Source organism: Janthinobacterium sp. JC611 (assembly GCF_018682595.1).
In the GTDB taxonomy this organism is placed as follows: domain Bacteria; phylum Pseudomonadota; class Gammaproteobacteria; order Burkholderiales; family Burkholderiaceae_D; genus Janthinobacterium.
Genome location: NZ_JAFLJN010000021.1, coordinates 579,490 through 597,926, shown reverse-complemented (window position 1 = coordinate 597,926; position 18,437 = coordinate 579,490). Strand labels below are relative to the sequence as shown.

Annotated in this window: 15 protein-coding genes; 7 read left to right on the top strand and 8 right to left on the bottom strand. The window is 66.2% G+C overall.

What is annotated here, in order from left to right; all coding sequences use genetic code 11:
- The first annotated feature begins 85 nt into the window (after nt 1–85).
- On the top strand, nt 86–1,774 hold the full coding sequence (locus J0O65_RS17090) for a peptide chain release factor 3 (RefSeq protein WP_502793571.1): 1,689 nt from the start codon (nt 86–88) through the stop codon (nt 1,772–1,774).
- Between the two features lie 48 nt (nt 1,775–1,822).
- Here J0O65_RS17090 and J0O65_RS17085 read toward each other — a convergent pair whose 3' ends face one another.
- The gene (locus J0O65_RS17085) at nt 1,823–3,715 is read right to left on the bottom strand and encodes a putative bifunctional diguanylate cyclase/phosphodiesterase (protein WP_215408466.1); all 1,893 of its coding nucleotides are present in this window, start codon (nt 3,713–3,715) and stop codon (nt 1,823–1,825) included.
- 442 nt (nt 3,716–4,157) lie between these two features.
- On the opposite strand from J0O65_RS17085, the gene J0O65_RS28145 reads away from it, so the two are divergent.
- Nucleotides 4,158–4,283 (top strand): hypothetical protein, encoded by a 126-nt coding sequence (locus J0O65_RS28145; RefSeq protein ID WP_285896799.1) that lies wholly within the window; start codon nt 4,158–4,160, stop codon nt 4,281–4,283.
- A gap of 10 nt (nt 4,284–4,293) precedes the next feature.
- Nucleotides 4,294–4,701: a nucleoside diphosphate kinase regulator gene (gene rnk / locus J0O65_RS17080; RefSeq protein WP_162835757.1), complete on the top strand. Its 408-nt coding sequence runs from the start codon at nt 4,294–4,296 to the stop codon at nt 4,699–4,701.
- Between the two features lie 74 nt (nt 4,702–4,775).
- Here the strand turns inward: rnk and J0O65_RS17075 are convergent, their stop codons facing one another.
- The 3 genes from J0O65_RS17075 to J0O65_RS17065 all read right to left on the bottom strand — a co-directional run bounded on the left by J0O65_RS17075 (nt 4,776) and on the right by J0O65_RS17065 (nt 7,076).
- Complete coding sequence (locus tag J0O65_RS17075) at nt 4,776–5,804, bottom strand: transporter (protein ID WP_215408465.1); 1,029 nt, start codon at nt 5,802–5,804, stop codon at nt 4,776–4,778.
- Between the two features lie 116 nt (nt 5,805–5,920).
- Nucleotides 5,921–6,619 carry a YXWGXW repeat-containing protein gene (locus J0O65_RS27930; protein ID WP_251373790.1) on the bottom strand — a complete coding sequence of 233 codons (699 nt, stop codon included), beginning with the start codon at nt 6,617–6,619 and terminating at the stop codon, nt 5,921–5,923.
- A 199-nt stretch (nt 6,620–6,818) separates the two neighbouring features.
- The gene (locus tag J0O65_RS17065) at nt 6,819–7,076 is read right to left on the bottom strand and encodes a hypothetical protein (RefSeq protein ID WP_215408464.1); all 258 of its coding nucleotides are present in this window, start codon (nt 7,074–7,076) and stop codon (nt 6,819–6,821) included.
- Between the two features lie 321 nt (nt 7,077–7,397).
- On the opposite strand from J0O65_RS17065, the gene J0O65_RS17060 reads away from it, so the two are divergent.
- The 4 genes from J0O65_RS17060 to J0O65_RS17045 all read left to right on the top strand — a co-directional run bounded on the left by J0O65_RS17060 (nt 7,398) and on the right by J0O65_RS17045 (nt 13,483).
- Nucleotides 7,398–9,719: a coiled-coil domain-containing protein gene (locus J0O65_RS17060; RefSeq protein WP_215408463.1), complete on the top strand. Its 2,322-nt coding sequence runs from the start codon at nt 7,398–7,400 to the stop codon at nt 9,717–9,719.
- A 19-nt stretch (nt 9,720–9,738) separates the two neighbouring features.
- Nucleotides 9,739–12,081 carry an SUMF1/EgtB/PvdO family nonheme iron enzyme gene (locus tag J0O65_RS17055; RefSeq protein WP_215408462.1) on the top strand — a complete coding sequence of 781 codons (2,343 nt, stop codon included), beginning with the start codon at nt 9,739–9,741 and terminating at the stop codon, nt 12,079–12,081.
- Between the two features lie 119 nt (nt 12,082–12,200).
- On the top strand, nt 12,201–12,599 hold the full coding sequence (locus J0O65_RS17050) for an OsmC family protein (RefSeq protein ID WP_215408461.1): 399 nt from the start codon (nt 12,201–12,203) through the stop codon (nt 12,597–12,599).
- Complete coding sequence (locus J0O65_RS17045; protein ID WP_215408460.1) at nt 12,596–13,483, top strand: pirin family protein; 888 nt, start codon at nt 12,596–12,598, stop codon at nt 13,481–13,483. The genes J0O65_RS17050 and J0O65_RS17045 overlap by 4 nt, the downstream gene beginning before the upstream one ends.
- A 6-nt stretch (nt 13,484–13,489) precedes the next feature.
- Here the strand turns inward: J0O65_RS17045 and J0O65_RS17040 are convergent, their stop codons facing one another.
- The 4 genes from J0O65_RS17040 to J0O65_RS17025 all read right to left on the bottom strand — a co-directional run bounded on the left by J0O65_RS17040 (nt 13,490) and on the right by J0O65_RS17025 (nt 18,261).
- Entirely contained in the window at nt 13,490–15,964 is a 2,475-nt protein-coding gene (locus J0O65_RS17040) for a TonB-dependent siderophore receptor (RefSeq protein WP_215408459.1), read from the bottom strand.
- Nucleotides 15,965–16,078: 114 nt separating this feature from the next.
- Nucleotides 16,079–17,047, bottom strand: coding sequence for a FecR domain-containing protein (locus J0O65_RS17035; RefSeq protein WP_215408458.1), 969 nt, complete (start codon nt 17,045–17,047; stop codon nt 16,079–16,081).
- Complete coding sequence (locus J0O65_RS17030) at nt 17,044–17,553, bottom strand: sigma-70 family RNA polymerase sigma factor (protein ID WP_353056209.1); 510 nt, start codon at nt 17,551–17,553, stop codon at nt 17,044–17,046. Before J0O65_RS17030 ends, J0O65_RS17035 begins: the two co-directional genes overlap by 4 nt.
- 105 nt (nt 17,554–17,658) lie before the next feature.
- A complete protein-coding gene (locus J0O65_RS17025; RefSeq protein ID WP_215408456.1) occupies nt 17,659–18,261 on the bottom strand; it encodes a metal-dependent hydrolase in 603 nt (200 codons plus the stop codon).
- Nucleotides 18,262–18,437 lie beyond the last annotated feature (176 nt).

Genomic DNA, 18,437 nt, shown 5'->3' with positions numbered 1-18,437 from the left:
GATTTTGCTGGTCGCCACAGTGAAGCAGTTCACACGGAAGGCCGATCCTTCTGTAAAATCGAGGGTTTTTTGCGAGGGCCATATTATGGTCACCAATATGGCCAACGAGAACGACAGCAACACCCCCGATTCCACTGACAACGCGGACATCGCCGCAGCGTCGGTCAGCAGCAAGGCGCCGGCCGTGATCGCGCGCGAAGTGCAGCGCCGCCGCACCTTCGGCATCATTTCCCACCCGGATGCCGGTAAAACCACCTTGACGGAAAAACTGCTGCTGTTCTCGGGCGCGATCCAGATGGCCGGTACCGTCAAGGCGCGCAAGTCGGGCCGCCACGCGACCTCGGACTGGATGGAGATCGAGAAGCAGCGCGGCATTTCCGTCGCCTCCTCGGTGATGCAGTTCGAATTCCGCGACCACGTCGTCAACCTGCTCGACACCCCGGGCCACCAGGACTTCTCGGAAGATACCTATCGCGTGCTGACGGCGGTCGACTCGGCGCTGATGGTGATCGATGCGGCCAAGGGCGTGGAAGCGCAGACGATCAAGCTGCTGGCCGTGTGCCGCATGCGCAATACGCCCATCGTCACCTTCATGAACAAGATGGACCGCGAGACGCGCGATCCGCTGGACCTGCTCGACGAACTCGAATCGGTGCTGAAGATCCAGTGCGCGCCCGTCACCTGGCCTATCGGCATGGGCAAGAACTTCCGCGGCGTGTATCACCTGCTGAAAGACGAGATCATGCTGTTCAAGGCCGGTGAGGAAAAGGCCGACGGCGCCTTCGAAATCATCAAGGGCATCGACAACCCGCGCCTGCAGGAGATGTTCCCGCTGGAGATGGATCAGCTGCGCATGGAAGTGGAACTGGTGCACGGCGCGTCGAACCCGTTCAACCTGGAGGAATTCCTCTCCGGCGTGCAGACGCCCGTGTTCTTCGGTTCGGCCATCAACAACTTTGGCGTGCGCGAGATTCTCTCGGCGCTGGTCGACTGGGCGCCGGCGCCGCGCCCGCGCGACGCCACCGTGCGTTCCGTCGATCCGACCGAGCAGCCATTCACCGGCTTCGTTTTCAAGATCCAGGCCAACATGGACCCGGCCCACCGCGACCGCATCGCCTTCCTGCGCGTGTGCTCGGGACGTTTCGAGCGCGGCATGAAGGTCAAGCATTTGCGCCTGGGGCGCGAGATCAAGGTGTCGAACGTGGTGACCTTCATGGCGTCGTCGCGCGAACAGGTGGAAGAAGCGTACGCGGGCGACATCATCGGCTTGCCGAATCACGGCAACATGCAGATCGGCGACAGTTTTTCCGAAGGCGAGATGCTGACGTTTACGGGCATCCCGTACTTCGCGCCAGACTTCTTCCGCTCCGTGCGCATCCGTAATCCGCTGAAGATCAAGCAGCTGCACAAGGGCTTGCAGCAGCTGGGCGAAGAGGGCGCGGTGCAGGTCTTCAAGCCGGTGCAGGGCGGCGAGCTGGTACTGGGCGCCGTCGGCGTGCTGCAGTTCGAAGTGGTGGCCAGCCGTTTGCTCAACGAGTATGGCGTGGACGCCGTGTTCGAAGGCACCAGCATCAGCAGCGCGCGCTGGGTCAGCTGCGACGACAAGCGCATCCTGCAGGATTTCGAAAACGCGCTGGGCCACAACGTGGCCTACGATGCGGCCGGCAACATGGCCTACCTGGCCACGTCGGGCGTGAACCTGCGCCTGACGGAAGAGCGCTGGCCGAAGCTGAAATTCCACGCCACGCGCGAGCATTCGGCCAAGCTGGCCTGATGACTCTGACGTAGCGACCAGGGGCAGAACAGGCAGTTCTGCCCTTTTTTACGCCGGCAGGATCGTGCGCGTACTCCAGTCGCGCCGCTCCAGCAGCAAGGCCGTCAACTGCGCCGCCGTCATGGGGCGGGCGAAGAAAAAGCCCTGCACGTTGTCGCAGCCGGCTTTTCTCAGGAACTCCACCTGCTGCAGCGTTTCCACGCCTTCGGCCACCACTTTCAGATGCAGGCTGTGCGCCATGGCGATGATGGCCGTGACGATGGCCTCGCCCTCGCCGGGCAGGTCGTGCACGAAGCTGCGGTCGATCTTCAGCTGGTCGATCGGCAGGCGTTTTAAATACGACATCGACGAATAGCCGGTGCCGAAATCGTCGATCGACAGGTGGATGCCCGTTTCCTGCAGGCGCCGCATCAGTTCCACGTTGGCGTGGACATTGTCCATCAGGACGCCCTCCGTGATTTCCAGCTCCAGCAAGCCATGCGGCAGTTGCGTTTCGTCGAGGATGGCGCGGATATCGTCCATCAGGCCCGGGTCGCGCGCCTGGCAGGCCGACAGGTTGACGGCCACGTGCTCGAGCGAATCGAGCAGGCCCGCCTTGCACCAGAGGGCCGCCTGGCGGCAGGCGCTTTGCAGCACCCAGCGTCCCAGGTCGACGATGATGCCGCTTTCCTCGGCCACGGGGATGAATTCGGCGGGGCTCAGCTGGCCCATGTCGCGGCAGTTCCAGCGTATCAGCGCTTCCACGCCGACGATGCGGCCGCTGCGCAAGTCGATCTGCGGCTGGTAGTGCAGATACAGTTCCTCGTTTTGCAGCGCGCGGCGCAGGTTCGCTTCCATGCGCAGGCGGCGCTGCGCGCGCAATTCCATTTCCGCCTTGAACACGGCGTAGCGGTTCTTGCCCTGGTGCTTGGCGTGGTACATGGCCGTATCGGCATTGCGCGTCAGGGTGGCGACGTCCTGCGCGTCGAACGGATACAGGCTCACGCCGATGCTGGCGCTGACATACAGCTGGTGGCCTTCGAGGTCGAACGGCGCGGCCAGCACGGCGAGGATCTTGCGCGCCACGCTGGCCATTTCCGAGGCGTCGTCGGCCGGTTCGACGATGACGACGAATTCGTCGCCGCCGATGCGGCAGATGATGTCGGTGCCGCGCAGGATGGCCACCAGGCGCTCGGAGACGAGCTTGAGCAGCTGGTCGCCGCAGTGGTGGCCCAGCGTATCGTTGACGATCTTGAAGTTGTCCAGGTCCAGCAGCAGCAAGCCCACGCTGCTGTCCTGGCGGTCGGCGCGCGCCAGCGCGTAGGCCAGGGCGTCGTTGAATTCATGCCGGTTCGGCAGTTGCGTGACCGGGTCGACATGGGCCAGATAATGCAAATGGCGTTCCGCATCCTGGGCGGCGGTGCGCGTGCGGCGCACCATCAGGAAGGTCAGGCCGAACGCGCACAGGCAGACCAGCAGGGCGAAGGCGGCAAATTGCGCCAGGCTGGCGCACAGCGGCGCCAGGCTGGCGCGCAGGTACAGCGCGCCGCCGCCGGGCAAGGCCGTCAGGATGGCGGCGCTGCCGTCCAGGTAATCGAAGTGCAGGCCGTTGCGCGGCGCCGCGGGCGCGGCATCGGCGCTGCTGCGCGCGTAGCGGGCAAACGGCGTGCCATAGGGGCTGTAGAGGATTGCTTGCCGGACATGCGGGGCGGCGGCGAGGGGGGCGAGGACTTGTTGCGCGGCAAGACGATTGTCCTCGCGCATGGCCTGGGTGGCGGCGGGCGCCAGCATGTCGGCCTGGATGCGCAGCGCGCGCTGGAAGGATGCCTGGAGGGAAAACAACTGGAAGAGGATCAGCAGCAGGCTGGCCATGGCCAGCATGGCCGCCGCGGCCAGCAAGTTCAGCTTGGCGATCCGGTCGCCGCGCAATTGCGCCGACGGCAGCATCAACGGCGCCATCATGACGCATTCTCCTGCCGGCCCCGCTTGCCACCGCCCCTTGTGATCCCGCCTCGCCCTGCCATACTTTACGTTCCAGTCTGATGAAAACCGAAGTGAGCCGGAACTCTCAACGTGTTGTTAAGGCCGACATATTGTCATTTTGCAGCGTGAAAGTACAGGGCGCGCGGCAATTTAGTGTCCATGCCGCACACCGGTGGCAGCGGACAAGGTGGCAAGACAGGCGGAAAAAGGCAGGCGTGTCTTTCTAATAATAATCCAAGCTGAATTCTAATCCTTTTTTTGCCAGCCGTTTTTTTCTTTAAAAACATGCTGACAATAAACAAAGTGTCATCAAGAATAACTCCATGTCGCCGCCATCCCGGCGCGGATTAACTTTCTTGCCCGTATGGCGCATTGCAAGTCATTGATTTTAATAAATTTTAATGAAGAATGCGAGAACGCTATGGCCTTGCTCCGCGAGTTCGTCCATAATCCGCTGATGATGGACGTTCTGCTGCTGTTTGTTTTGTCTGCCGCGGCCAAGCAAGCTGCCGCCAGCAAAACCGGACGTCGCCCTAATGATCAATAGTGAGGATATCTTGGAAAAAAAACCAAAAATTATTTTGTCGTCACAAGACCTGGAACGACTGGAAGCGTTGTTGTATGCCTTGGGTAATAATCTGTCTCCGGACAAGGCCGCCTTGCTCGATGAGCTGGGCCGCGCCGAGGTGCTCGAGCCGCAAGAGATTCCGCCGACCGTCGTGACGATGAATTCCACCGTGCGCTTCACGGTGGAAAACAAGGAAGAGTTTTGCCTGACGCTCGTGTATCCGAAGGATGTGGAAGGCCAGGCCGACCGCATTTCCGTGCTGGCGCCCGTCGGCAGCGCGCTGCTGGGCCTGTCCGTCGGCGACAGCATCGCCTGGCCCATGCCGGGCGGCGTGGTAAAGGTCAAGATCGAGGAAATCGTTTACCAGCCTGAGCGGGCTGGCGAATACCACCGCTAAGCGCGCAAGCAGTGATGGCGGACGGCGCCTGCCGTTCGCCTGCCAGGCCGTGTTTCCGATAGTCAGCTAAATACTCAGCTATTGCGTTGCACGCGCACCACCAGCCATCCCGCCACGACCGTGAATGTGACGATGATGGCAACGATGATCCAGAAACCCTGCGGGTGCTGGGCCAGCGGAATTCCCCCCACATTCATGCCCAGCATGCCGGCGATGATATTGATCGGCAAGGCCAGCACGGTGACGATGGTCAGCACGAACAGGCTGCGGCTGTTTTCCTCGTTGACGCTGGCGGCGATCTCTTCCTGCAGCAGCTTGATGCGTTCTTGTAGCGAGGACATATCGCTGAGCACCACCGAAAATTCCTCCGTCGACTGGCGCAATTCCAGGCTGTCCAGTTCCGAGACCCACACGGGCGGGCGTTGCAGCAGGCGGAACAGGGCGGCCGGTTCCGGCGCCAGCAGGCGCTGCAGCCGTACCAGCACGCGCCGCATGGCGCCCAGGTCTTCGCGTTTCGGCACCAGGCGCCCGGCCAGCAGGTGGTCCTCGATATCGTCGACCCGCGCCACGGCGTCGCGCACGATGTTGACCAGCACGTCGGCCTGGTCGCGCAGCAGGTGGATCAGCAGCTCCACCGACGAGCGGATCGGCTCGTGGTTCTTGATGACGGCCTGGCGCAGGCGCTCGATCGACTGCAGCGGCGCGCGGCGCGCCGTGATGACGAGGTCTTGCGCCACGCTGGCCCACATGGTGGAAATGTCGGAGGCCTCGAACGAGAAATTGTGCACCACATCGTTGACCACGGCGATCAGGGTGTTTTCCGCCTGTTCGATGCGCGTCGAGCGCGAGCCCTGGTGCAGGGTTTCATAGAATTCGTCGGCCAGCCGCGTATGCGTCATCAGCCATTTTTCGCTGGCCGCATGCGATAAATTGAAATGCAGCCAGACGAATTCCTGCGCCGGGCGCGCCGCGCCATCGGCCAGCCAGGCCAGGGCCGCCGTCGAGTCGAGCGCCAGCGGCTGCGCCTCGCGGCCAAACAGGAAGCCCCAGACCAGGCCCGAGGTGTCCGAACCGTAGGTGAAACCGGCAGTTTCCATCGCCATCGTGAATCTTTCTCGCGCAGTGTGATTGATCGTCGCGCGATGTTAATACACGGATGTGTCCGGAAAATGACAAGGCCACCGCGATGGGAGGCCTTGCCGGTCACTACAGCCGCGTGTCAGCTGCGGTTCGGGTTGTCCGGACGCCGGTCGTCGCGGTTGGGCACGCCATCGCCGTCGCGGTCGCGGCGGTTGCCATTGTCGTGGTCATAACGATTCGGGATGCCGTCGCGGTCACGGTCGCCATTCGGTCCGCGTGGCGACCAGCGGCCTTGCTCCATCTGCCAGCGGCCGTCGCGCTGGTTCCAGGCGGGCGCCGCATACACGTAGCCGGGGCGTTCGGCGATCCACACGCCCGGTGTCCAGGCGTAGCGCTGGCTGCGCCATTCCCAGTGGCCCGGGGCCCAGACATAGCCATGGCGGGCGCGCGGGATGGCTTCGCGGCGCGGCGGCGGCGGGGCGATGCGGATCTCGTCATAGCGCACGGGCTGCACCTGCGCGGCGACCCAGCCGCCACGGTCCAGGCGCCAGCGCTTGTTTTCCTGTATCCAGGCGGCGCGGCGGTACTGGTTGCCGCCCCGTTCGCGCAGCCATTCGCCGCCGGTCCAGACGTGGCGCTGGCCATCCCAGTTCCAGTAGCCGGGCGCCCAGACATAGCCGGCGCGCGGCGCTGGCACGCTTTCAAACCGTGGCGGGGGCGGGGCGTTGCCGACGACAATGCTGACGCCGAGCTGATTCTGCGCCATGGCTTGCGCGGGCAGGAAGGCCGCGGTGCTGATGGCAAGCATGGCTGCTGCGTAGAGTGCGATGGGTTTCATTGTGTGCTCCATTCCGGTGATTGCGTGAAATGGACTATAGACACTTGCTGGCGTTTTTTCGCCTTTGATTCAACTTATTACATTTGACACAATGCTGTGCGTCCGTGTATCCGTGGCCGATACAAATGCGATGCACATGGCGGCCTGGCGCGGCGACTATCCGCAGTGCGCCAGGCGGCGTGGGGTCGGCATCGGTGGCTCACAGGGTACTGGCGGTGGCATTGCCCAGCAAGGCTTGCCGTTCCTCGATCAGCGAGATTTTCTTTTCCTGTTCCGTCAGGCGCTTGGCGCTGACCACCACCACGGGGATGGCGTTCGCTTGTGCTGCTTCGGCCGCTTCGGCCGTTTTGGCTGCCGATGGCTGCATGAAGCTGACATAGCTGGCGCCGCAGGCGATGGCGACGGCGACGGTGAAAATGGCTTCCATGTTTTTCAGGGCGCTTTTTGGCGTGTTCATGATGCTTCCTTTCGGGTGGCGGGTGGGTATGCATGCACTGTAGCCATGCGCGCGCTTGACCGCCATGCGCATGCGACCAGCCGTGGTTTTGGCGGCATGGCCTGCAAAAAAACGGCGCTGAAATGCCTGTGCGCGGGCCAGGCGGGCGACCGCTTGAATTGAGGCCTAATTCGCCCTGTATCCGGGCATATGAATGTAATTGCCGCGTGGCATTATTTGACACTGCACACTACCGCGCGCGGCAAGTGCAGGGCCAGTTGTCCTGCTAGAATCGGCATGGCGGCCCCGTCGCGTGGATAAAAATATCATCAGGAGTCACACATGTTCCAATTGTTTGGTTTTGGCGGCGCCCGCTGCCCGCGCTGCGAGCACAAGAACGGTGCCGCCGCCGGCTATTGCGCGCAATGCGGCTTGTCGCTGGGGGCACCCGACAGCGACGCGGTGCTGCATGCCAATCAATGGCAACTTGTTGATGGGCAACTGGCCCTGTTTTTCGGCGTGCGCGAACTGTCCTCGCTGTTTGGCAGCGCCGCGCGGCGCCTGCAGGTACCCGCCCAGTCGCGCGCCTGGATCGTGCAATCGGACGCTTTCACCTTGATACCGGCCGGCGACTACGACAGCGCCGCCTTCTTCGCGCGCCTGCCCGCGCTGCTGCCGGCGCGCGCCGCCGAAGTGCTGATCGCGCGCGCCGACGCCGTCAGCCTGGAATTCGACCTGCCGGGTCTGGCCAGCACGGAACTGCTGAACGTCGCCGCGTCGCTGCGCGTGGACATCGCGCTGGGCCAGCCCGACGCGTTCGCGCGCCAGTTCATGCGCGCGCCGGGCGCCGTCACGCGCGCCCATCTGCACGCCTTGCTGCTGCCGTCCGTGCGCCAGATTGCGCTGGAATTCATCGGCAGCCGCGCGCTGCGCGAGATGGACGCGCATGCCGACCTGCGCCCCGAACTCAATGAACGCCTGCAGTCGGCGCTGACGCAGCGCCTGGCGCCCAGCGGCCTGGCCGTGGCCCGCGTGGAGACGCTGGCCCTGCGGCACGACAAGCGCGAGGGGGAGGCCGGCGCCAGCATCGGCACCCTGTGGCTGGGCGGCTTGCCGGCGCAGGAACTGGAGCAGCACAGCCTGGAACGCATGAAGCAGCTCGACCAGCTGTATGACGAGGAAGAGTGGCAGCGCATCCGCCGCGAGGAACTGGCGGCGCGCCATGCGCAGCGCCGCGCCGAACTGCTGCAGGACGCGACGGTGGAAAAGGCGGAACTGAGCCACCAGGAAGCGGAGCGCCTGCAAGCGCTGCGCGGCCGCCAGATCGACCTGTACGGCCGCATCCTGGAAGCGAAGTCGCGGCGCCAGGCGCTCGACCATGGCGCCGCGCTGGCGCTGGGCGAGCTGGAACAGGAACTGGCGCAGAAGGGCGCGCAGCGGGCAGATGAAGCGGCCAACTGGGAACACGTGCGGGCGCTGGCCGCCATCAAGATGCGCAGCGAGCTGGAACTGTCGCAGCTGCACGGGCGCGAACAGATCCAACTGGCGCAGCAGCGCTTTACGCACCAGGTGCATTTGCAGTCGATCGCGCAGCAAGTGGAAAGCGCGCTGCTGATCGACGACGAGACGGGCCGCCGCACCCAGCTGGCGCGCCTGCGCCAGGCGGAGGCGGATGCGGCCCAGCGCGAGGCGCAACTGGAGGCGGAACAGCACCAGGCCGCCTGGCAGGGCCAGATGCTGGCCAACGCGGCGCGCAAGCGCGAGGCGGAGCGGGTGCAGGAGTGGGAAGACCAGATGCAGCTGGCGCGCCAGCGCGAATTGCTGCGCGCCGAGGCGCACAAGGATGAAGCGGCCCAGGTGCAGGCGGCGGAAATCGCGGAAAAGGTCGCGGCGCTGCGGCGCGGCGGCGTGCGCGAGGACGCCATCGCGCAGCAGGAAAAGCTGCTGCGCACCATCGAGGCCGACGGCGTGCATGCGCGCCAGCTGCAGCAGCAGGCGCACCTGGCGCAGCTCGACGCGCTGGCCATCGAGGAACAGCGCCAGCAGCTGCGCCAGCTGGAACAGGAAGCGCAATGGCAGCGTGACCTGCTGGCCATGGCGCAGCAGCGCGAAAGCGATTACGCGCGCTGGAAGGGAGAGTATGAAGCCCTGCTGGCGCAGCAGGCGCATGCGGCCGAACTGGCGCGCATCGACATCGACCGCATCGAAAAGATCGGCAGCTTGAGCGACACGGGCAAGGTGGCCATGGCCGCCGGACAGAACGCGGCCGGGCTGGCGCAGGTGCTGAAAGTGCAGCTGCAGGCGGGCATGAGCGCCGAGCAGATCCACGCGCTGGCGGCGCTGGCGGCGGCCGAGAACAGCGTCGCGCCGCTGGAGGCCATGCGCATGGCGCAGGACGGCGTGGCGCGGGAGCGCAGCTACCTGGAAGGCCAGGCGGAGCGGGAACGGCGCCAGCAGCTGGACTTGATCAACCTGCAGAACGCGGCGCATGCGCACGGCCTGTCGGCGCAGGCGCAGCTGGGCGTGGCCGTGGCGCAGGCGCTGCAGCCAGGCGCGGCTTCCGCTGCCGGCGCGCCGCTGCGCTGCAAGAACGGCCATGCGCTGCGCGCCGGCCATCCGGAAGATAAATTCTGCGCCGCCTGCGGCGTCGCCCTGCAGCCTTGATGGAAGCGTTTCGCCCCCGATGATGCAAAAAGCACGAGACAAACTGCGGGAACTGCGCGCCCTCCACGACGACGGGCTGCTCAGCGAGCAGGAATTTGAGCGCCGCAAGAACGCCATCCTCGACGCCGAGTACGCGCCGCCCGGTACCGCAGCTGCGCCCGCGCCGCCGCCCGTGCGCCAGGGCACGGAGCTGGGCTTCATGACGGGCCAGGAAATCGGCCCGCAAAACCGCCGCTACCGGCTCGAACGGCTGATCGGCACGGGCGGCATGGGGCAGGTGTGGCAAGCGACCGACCTGGCCACGCACGCGGAGCTGGGCAGCAGCGAAATGGTGGCGCTGAAGATCTTGCCGCCGCAGCTGACGCAAAGCGCCACGCACGCCAAGCTGCTGATCGAGGAAGCGACCCAGGCCCGGAAGCTCGCGCATGAAAACATCGTGCGCGTCTACGAGTGGGCGCAGGACCCGGCCACGGCCAGCTATTTCATCATCATGGAATGCCTCGATGGCGAAGACCTCGAGCACTATCTGGCGCGCGAGGGCGCGCTGCCGCTGGCCACCGTGCAGCAATTGCTGCAGCCGGTGGCCGAGGCCCTGTCGTATGCGTGGGAGAAGCACAAGCTGGTGCACCGCGACATCAAGCCGGGCAATGTCTTCCTGACGGCGAAGGGCGACGTCAAGCTGCTCGACTACGGCATCGCTACGCGCGTGCGCAATGCGGACAGCAGCCTGGCGCTGGACATGCCGAACGCCGGCACGCACGGTTATCGGGCGCCCGAGGCCGGCGCCAACCAGCGCCAGCCCAGCCCGCGCCTGGACGTATATGCGGTGGCCGTGATGATTTACCAGATGCTCGAAGCGCGCATGCCGTTCGACGATGCGCGCAGCGCCAGCCATCTGCCGTCGGCGCCGCAGGCGCTCAACGCGCAGCAGTGGCAAGTCTTGCAGAACGGGTTTTCCTTGACGGCGGAACTGCGGCCGCAATCCGTGCAAGCCTTGCTCGAAGGGCTGGAGCGCGCGGCCGGGCCGTCGCCCGAAGAACTGGCGGAACAGGCGCGCCAGCAGCAGGCGCGCGTGGCGCAGCAACAACGGCAGGCGGCGCTGGCCGCCGAACAGGCGCGCGAGGAAGAGCTCAAGCAGGCCCGCATACGCCAGGAAGAGCTGGACCAGCGCCGCAAGGCGGAAATCCAGGCGGCGGCGCTGGAAAAGCAGCGGCAGGACAAGCTGCGCCGCGAGCAGGAGGCGCAGCGCCATTTCGAAGCGGAAGAGGCGCGCAAGCTGCGCAAGGAAGCGCTGCGCGGCCAGCTGCGCGCGCGCCGCGAAGCCGATGCCGCCACGGCACTGCAGGAACACCAGGAATTGCAGCGCAAGGCCATCGTCGCCAAGGCGGAGGCGGCCTATCGCGCCGAGCAGGAACGCGCGCGCCGCGAAGAGGCCAGCCGCGCCGCCGCAACTGTCCCCGCGGCTGCGCCGGCAGCGGCCGCGGAACGGGTGGAACCGGTGGCCGATGCGGAAGGCATCTTGCGCGATGATTTTCTCGATGGCGCGGGACAGGGGCCGGAACTGGTGCTCATTCCCAGCGGCCGCTTCCAGATGGGCGCGCACGAGACGGAACACAAGGCGGCCATCCAGGCCGGCTCGCAGCAGTCATGGCTGGATCGCGAAACGCCGCGGCACTGGGTCGGCATCGAGCGCCCGTTCGCGCTGGCGCGCCACCCCGTCAGCGTGGGCGAGTGGCGCGCCTTCGTCAAGGCGACGGGATGGGCGGGCGGTTCCGAGACGGACTGGGACAATCCCGGCTTCGTGCAGACCGACCTGCACCCGGTGGTGGGCGTGAGCTGGAATGACGCGCAGCTGTACCTGGCGTGGATGAGCGAGCGCACGGGCCGGCATTACCGCCTGCCCAGCGAGGCGGAATGGGAATACGCCTGCCGCGCCGGCACGCGCACGGCCTTCAACGTGGGCGACACCATCAGCACGGAACAGGCCAACTATGACGGCCTGTACGTTTACAACGGCGGCCCGCGCGGCGTGTACCGGGGCGGCACCACGCCGCTGGGCACCTTCGCGCCGAATTCCTGGGGCCTGTTCGACATGCACGGCAATGTGTGGGAATGGGTGCAGGACGTGGTGCACGACAATTACGAGGGCGCGCCCGTCGATGGCAGCGCCTGGGAAGAGGGCAGCGACAGCAGCCGGCGCATCCTGCGCGGCGGCTCCTGGCTGTACCACCCGCGCTACCTGCGTTCGGCCCTGCGCAACGGCTTTTCCACCGTGCTGTCGAACGACATCGTGGGATTCCGGGTGGCGCGCACGCTCGATCAAGGGGGCGGTGAAAGCGTCAAGTCAGGCGCCCTGGCCTGAAGATGGCGCGGGCGGTCGACGCCCGGTTCCGTATCAAATGACCAGGTAGCCGGGCAGCAGGCTGCGCCAAGCGGGCAAACGGTGTAAATTGTGGCTTTCCAAACGCCCCAAGGAACGCCATGACCATCAAAGCCATCCGCGACCAGTCGCAAGCCATGCGCCACATCGTGCACGTGCGCGATCACATCATTTCCGCCGACGCCTCGGTGGAGGAGGGCGGCGGCGACGCCGGCCCGTCGCCGCACGACCTGTATGACGCCGCCCTGTCGGCCTGCAAGGCGCTCACCGTCGTCTGGTACGCCAAACACAAGGGCATCCCCCTGGAACACGTGGAAGTGAGCACGGAGCGCGACGCCAGCGAAGAGCGCAAGGGCGTCTACCGCCTGGCCGCCACGCTGCACCTGACGGGCGACCTGACGGATGCGCAGCGCCAGGAGTTGCTGGCCGTAGCCGGCAAATGCCCGATCCACAAGCTGATGACGGCCGTCACCACGGAAATCACGACGGTGCTGGCATGAGCGCGGCCATCCTGAAAAGCCACGAGAAGGACCTCGGCGGCGGCTTCGTCGTGCGGCGCTTGCTGCCTTCCGCGGCAAAACAGGCCGTCGGCCCCTTCATTTTCTTCGACCATTTCGGCCCCATCGACGTGGCGCCCGAAGCCAACCACGACGTGCGCCCCCATCCGCATATTGGCCTGGCCACCGTCACCTATCTGTTCGAGGGCGCGATCGACCACCGCGACAGCATCGGTTCGTACCAGCGCATCGAGCCGGGCGCCATCAACTGGATGACGGCCGGGCGCGGCATCGTGCATTCCGAGCGCACGCCGCACGACCTGGCCGGCCAGCCGCACCGCACGCACGGCTTGCAGCTGTGGGCCGCGCTGCCGAAGGCGCATGAAGAAGACGAGCCGAGTTTCACGCACACGCCGCAAGCCGACATTCCCGTCGTGCCGCTCGATGGCGCCGTCGTGAAAGTGTTGATCGGCGCGGCGTTCGGCCGGACCTCGCCCGTGCGCACCTACATGCAGACGTTGTACCTGGACGTGGCGCTGCAGGCGGGCAAGGCGCTGGCGCTGGAAGGCTTGCCGGCGGAAGCGGCCATCTACCCGATCAGCGGGGAAGTGTTGCTCGACGGCGTGGCGCTCGCGCCGCACACCATGGCCTTGATCGAGGCGGGCGCCGTGCCGGTCGTGACGGCGGGCGGCGGCCCGGCGCAGTTCGTGGTGATCGGCGGCGAGCCGCTGGACGGCCACCGCTTCCTGTTCTGGAATTTCGTCTCGTCGAGCAAGGAGCGCTTGTCGCAGGCGGCCGACGACTGGAGCGCCCAGCGCATGGGGCAGGTGCCGGGCGAGACGGAATTCATCCCGTTGCCGAAATCGCCATTGCGCCCGGCGACCTGACGGCGTTCAGAAGCGCGCGCGCAAGGTCAATGCGGCCTTGCGCGGCTCGCCATAGAAATTGCCCCAGGCCGGTGCACCCACCGTCTGGTAGTAGCGCTTGTCGAGCAGGTTCGTCACGGACAGCGCCGCCGTCCAGTTGCGGTCGATCTGCCAGGCGGCGCGCGCGCTCCACAAGGCGTACGCGCCTTGCGCCACGGTCACGTCGCGCGTGATGCGCGAGCTCTCCGTCTGGAAATTCACCCCGCCGCCCACGCTCCACTGCTGCAAGGCGCCGGGCAGGCGGTAATCGCTCCACGCGCGCAGCATGTGGCGCGGCGAGTAGGTGCTGGCAAACATCACGCCCGCGCTCGACGTCTGGTCCAGATATTTAAAATTGTTCAAGGTGTAGCCGGCGAACAGCTGCCAGCCGCGCGCCACTTCGCCGCTGATTTCCGCATCGAGGCCTTCGCTGCGCACCTTGCCCGTCGAGAAATAGCATTCCGTGCCGGACGAGCAGGTATTCACCAGGTCGAGTTCCGCGCGGTTGCGCTGCTCGATGCGGAACAGCGCCAGCGAGGCATTCACCTTGCCGTCGAACAGTTCACCTTTCACGCCCGCTTCCAGGTTGCGGCCCTTGAGCGGGTCGAGCAGGGCGCCGTCGGCCGTGCGCTGGTTCTGCGGCTGGAAGATGTCGGAGACGCTGGCGTAGCCGGACCAGCGCTTGTCAAACGCGTAAATGACGCCGCCATACGGCGTGACGACGCCGTTTTCGCGGTAGGGATCGATGTACACCTCGCCCGTGTCGCGGTACACGCTGCTCCATTTGTAGTTCGATACGCGCGCGCCGGCCACCACGGTGAGCGGATCGCTGACGCTGAAGCGGGCCACGCCGTAGGCGCCCGTCTGCGTCATCTTCGTCACACTGGGGTCGCCCCGGTAGCTGTGTGCGCGGAACCAGGCGTCGCCCGGCTCGGCCACGCCGTGATTCGGCTGCAGCGGCTTGTTCGCTTGCTGCAGCAGGGCCAGGCTGAAATCGCTGTCGCTTTCCAGACGGTTCGTGCTGATACCGGCGCTGAAGCCGTGGCGGCGGCCGAAGGCGTTGAATTTGCCATCGAGCGACAGGTCGATGCCCTTGTTGGTGCTGCCGTAGTCGAACACGCCGCCGTACATCATCATGCCGGCCAGGGTGGCGGGATCGAGCGCGCCCTGGCTGAACATGTATTTCACGTCATGCCGCTCACGCGTGTAGTTGGCGCTGGCCTTGAGCGACCAGTCGGCATCGAAGCGGTGTTCGAATTCGGCGAAGACGGCCGTCTGTTTGCTGTTCCAGCGGTTCCAGTCGGCGCCCAGGAAGGTTGCACGGGGCAGCTTCGGGTCGCTGCCATCGAGGTAGCGGGGCATGCCGGAAAAGAACGGCGTCGAGTGCAGCTTTTCGTCGCTGGCGCCCGTCGTCAGCTTGCTGCCCGGCGCCAGGTCGAATTCCAGCACGCCGTACAGCACGTCCGTGCGGCTGTCGGCCACGTCATAGAAATAATCGCGCTGCTCATGCGCGGCCACGGCGCGGCCGCGCATGCTGCCCGACGCGTTCAGCGGACCGGTGACATCGACTTCGCCGCGCACGTCGTTCCAGCGGCCCGCGCCAAGCGCCAGCTGCACCTGCTTTTCCCCCAGCGGGCGCTTGCGCACCATGTTGATGGCGGCGCCGGGCGAGCCCGTGCCCTGCAACAGGCCCGTGGCGCCGCGCACGATTTCCACGCGATCGAGCATGGCCGTATTGCTGGTAAAGCTGTTCGCCTGCGGGTAGTACATGGCGCGGTTCACGCCGTCGAACTGGTACGTCTCCACCATGAAGCCGCGCGAATACACGTAGCGCCCGCCCATCGGGCTGTCGTACATGGTGATGCCCGTGGTGTTGGCCAGCACGGCGTCGATGGTGTTGAGGTTCTGGTCGTCCATCTTCTGGCGCGTGACGACGCTGACGGACTGGGGAATCTCCCGCAGGGTTTGCACGCCCTTGCCGACGGTGACGGCGCGCGCCGCATACGAGTTGCTGTGTTCACTGACGGGGTCGCGCTCCATGCTGGCGCTGACCGTCACGGGCGCCATGGTCTTTTCCACGCTGGATGCCGAGGCGGAGGAGGGCGCCGCCTGGCGCAGCACGTAGGCGCCGTTCGGCAGTTGCACGGCTTCCAGGCCGCTGCCGGCCAGCACCTGGGCGAAACCCCGCGCCACCGTGTGGCTGCCGCGCACGCCGGACGAACGCAGTCCCCGCGTCTGCGCCGGATCGGTCGACAGGCTGACGCCGGCGGCCACGGCAAAATCGTTGAGGGCGGTGGCCAGCGGGCCGGCGTTGATAGCGTAGCTTTGTGACGCGGCGGCGGCCTGGCCTTGCGCCAGTGCGGGCGCGGCGATGAAGGCGGCGGGGACGGTGCACGCCATGGCGAGGATGGCCAGGCGGATGGCGCGCGCGGCGGGATGAAGGACGGGGGTGGTCAGCTGCATGCTCGGTCTTTCTGCTCTAAGGGATAAGAATTGGCCTATGAATCGGCGTCTTACTTGTCAAGCCGAAGCAGCGCAGCGAAACACCAACCCCTGGCGCAAAAAAACTGCAAATAATTATGCCGGCCGGGCCGCCACCGTGGCCCAGTAGCGCGTGAAGTACGTCACTTGCAGCCCGTGCGAGGCGCACAGGCTTTCCAGCACGGCGTCGATATCGTCAAGGCGGTAGGTGCCCGTGACGGGGCGCCGCGCCACTTTGGTGTCGCAGACGAGACGCCCGCGCCGGTAGCGCGCCAGCTCCGCCACCAACTGTTGCAGCGGCCAGTCGGCGGCCACCAGCATGCCGCGCAGCCAGCTGTCCTGGTGCGCGGGCATGCTCGATATCTCCTGCGCGCCGGTGGCGCCGAAGCGCAGATGCTGCCCCGCTTCCAGGCGCCGCACGGCGTCCGGTCGCGCCGCGCAGCGCACCTCCACGGCGTGCTCGAAAACGCTGACGGTGCCGCCATCGTCGTCGCAGCGTATGCCGAAGCGCGTGCCCAGCGCGCGTATCACGCCGTGCGGCGTGTCGACGAGGAAGGGGCGCGGATCGGGCGCCGTCGTAATCATGATTTCGCCATGGTGCAGGCGGATGCGGCGCTGCGTGGCGCTGTAGGCGACGTCCAGGGCGCTATCCGTATTGACCTCCAGGCGCCCGCCATCGGCCAAGGTGACGTGGCGGCGCTGGCCCGGCGCCGTGCGCAAGGACGCCGTCAGGGCTTGCCATGCGCCGGACTGCAGGCCCGCCTGGCCCAGCGCGATGCCGCCGCCGGCGGCCACCAGCATGGCCAGCACTTTCGCGGCCGCGCGCCGGCGCTGCCGCGCCGCCTGCAGCGCGGGCAGGGCCAGCGCGGGTTGCAGCGCGGCCAGCTGGCCATCCATGCGTTGCAGCAGCTCCCAGGCCCGTTCATGCTCGGCGCTGGCGTCGCGCCATGCCTGCAGGGCGGCAGGGTCGGCGCTGCCGCCCTGCAGTTCCACATGCCAGTGGGCGGCGGCGGCCAGCACCTTGCGGGCGATGGGCGCGGAAGCGGTAACCGTGCCAGACATCATGTGGCCGCCAGCATCAGGCATTCCGTGTAGGCGCGCACCAGGTGTTTTTTCACCGTCGGCAGGGAGACGCCGAGGCGCCGGCTGATGTCCGCATGGCTGAGCTCCTCGATTTGCGCCAGCAGGAAGATGGCCCGCGTGCGCGCGCCCAGGCGGTCGAGCAGGCGGTCGATGGCGAGCAGGGTTTCGATGATGATGGCATGCGTTTCGGCGCACATCGATGTCGGCTCGGCTTGCTGCGCCAGCGCTTCCAGGTAAGCCTGTTCCAGCGCCTGGCGCCGGTAGCGGTCGATCAGCAAGCCGCGCGCGATGGTCGCCAGGTAGCCGCGCGGCTCGCGCAGCGGTGTCACCTCGCGCTTGCCCAGCAGGCGTAAAAAGGTGTCCTGCGCCAGGTCGGCCGCCTCGGCGCGGTTGCCCAGCTTGCCGCGCAGCCAGCCATACAGCCAGCCGTGGTGCTCGCTGTACAGCTTGCTCAGGTCGATGGCATGGACGGGGCGGACGGTACTCACTGCGTTCTCCAGGCAAGGGAAGGGCTGGGCTGACGGAACGCGGGGTGCCGGCTGGCTGGGCTGTTTGAGAATGATACTCATTATCACATTGCCACGGCGCCGGCGTCAATTGGCGTCGCCGCCCAGGCGCCAGCGCTCCTGCCACTGTTGCAGATCCGCCCAGGCTTGCTGCAGCGCGGTGGCGGACCAGTGCAGCAAGCCTTGCAACGCCAGCACGGTGCGCCGCAGGTGGATGCCGTCAAAAAACACGTGGTCGGCCACGACGGTGGCGGCCAGCCAGGCGGCGATGATGACGATGATGTCGTGGCGGCCGCTTTTCCACCAGCGCAGCGAGTGACGGCGGAAGATCCACGGCACGCCCAGCGGATTGGGCCAGTCGGCCAGCAAATGCATGATGCCGCCGGCGGCAAAGCCGAACAGGGGCGGCGCCCACAGGTGATGCGGCAACTGCATCCAAGTGTAGACGAGCAGGGCGATCCAGGCCAGGCCCCAGTGGGTCCAGGTGCGGTGCGTGATCCACAGCCGGTGCGTGCGCGCCCACCAGGCCACTTCCAGCCAGTCCGGCGCCGTGCCGCCCAGCGCGCCCATGATAAAGGCGAGCATGCTCAGCACTTGATAGGGGCCACCGGCGCCGGCGTGCGCGACCAGGGCCGCGGCGATCACGCCGGCAGCCCAACCGGTCGCATGATGCGCTTTATTGGAAGCCATAAAATGTAAAACGCCATGCGGGCGTTGTGTGAAATGCAGGGAGGAAATTAACTGGACAAATATACAGTATTGAGGGAGGTGGAGGGGTGCTAATTGCAGAATATCTGCTATGAAATTGTTAAATTGTGTGTAGCGAAGGCCTGGGCAGCTAAGGCGGCAAGTCATGCCGGGCGGTC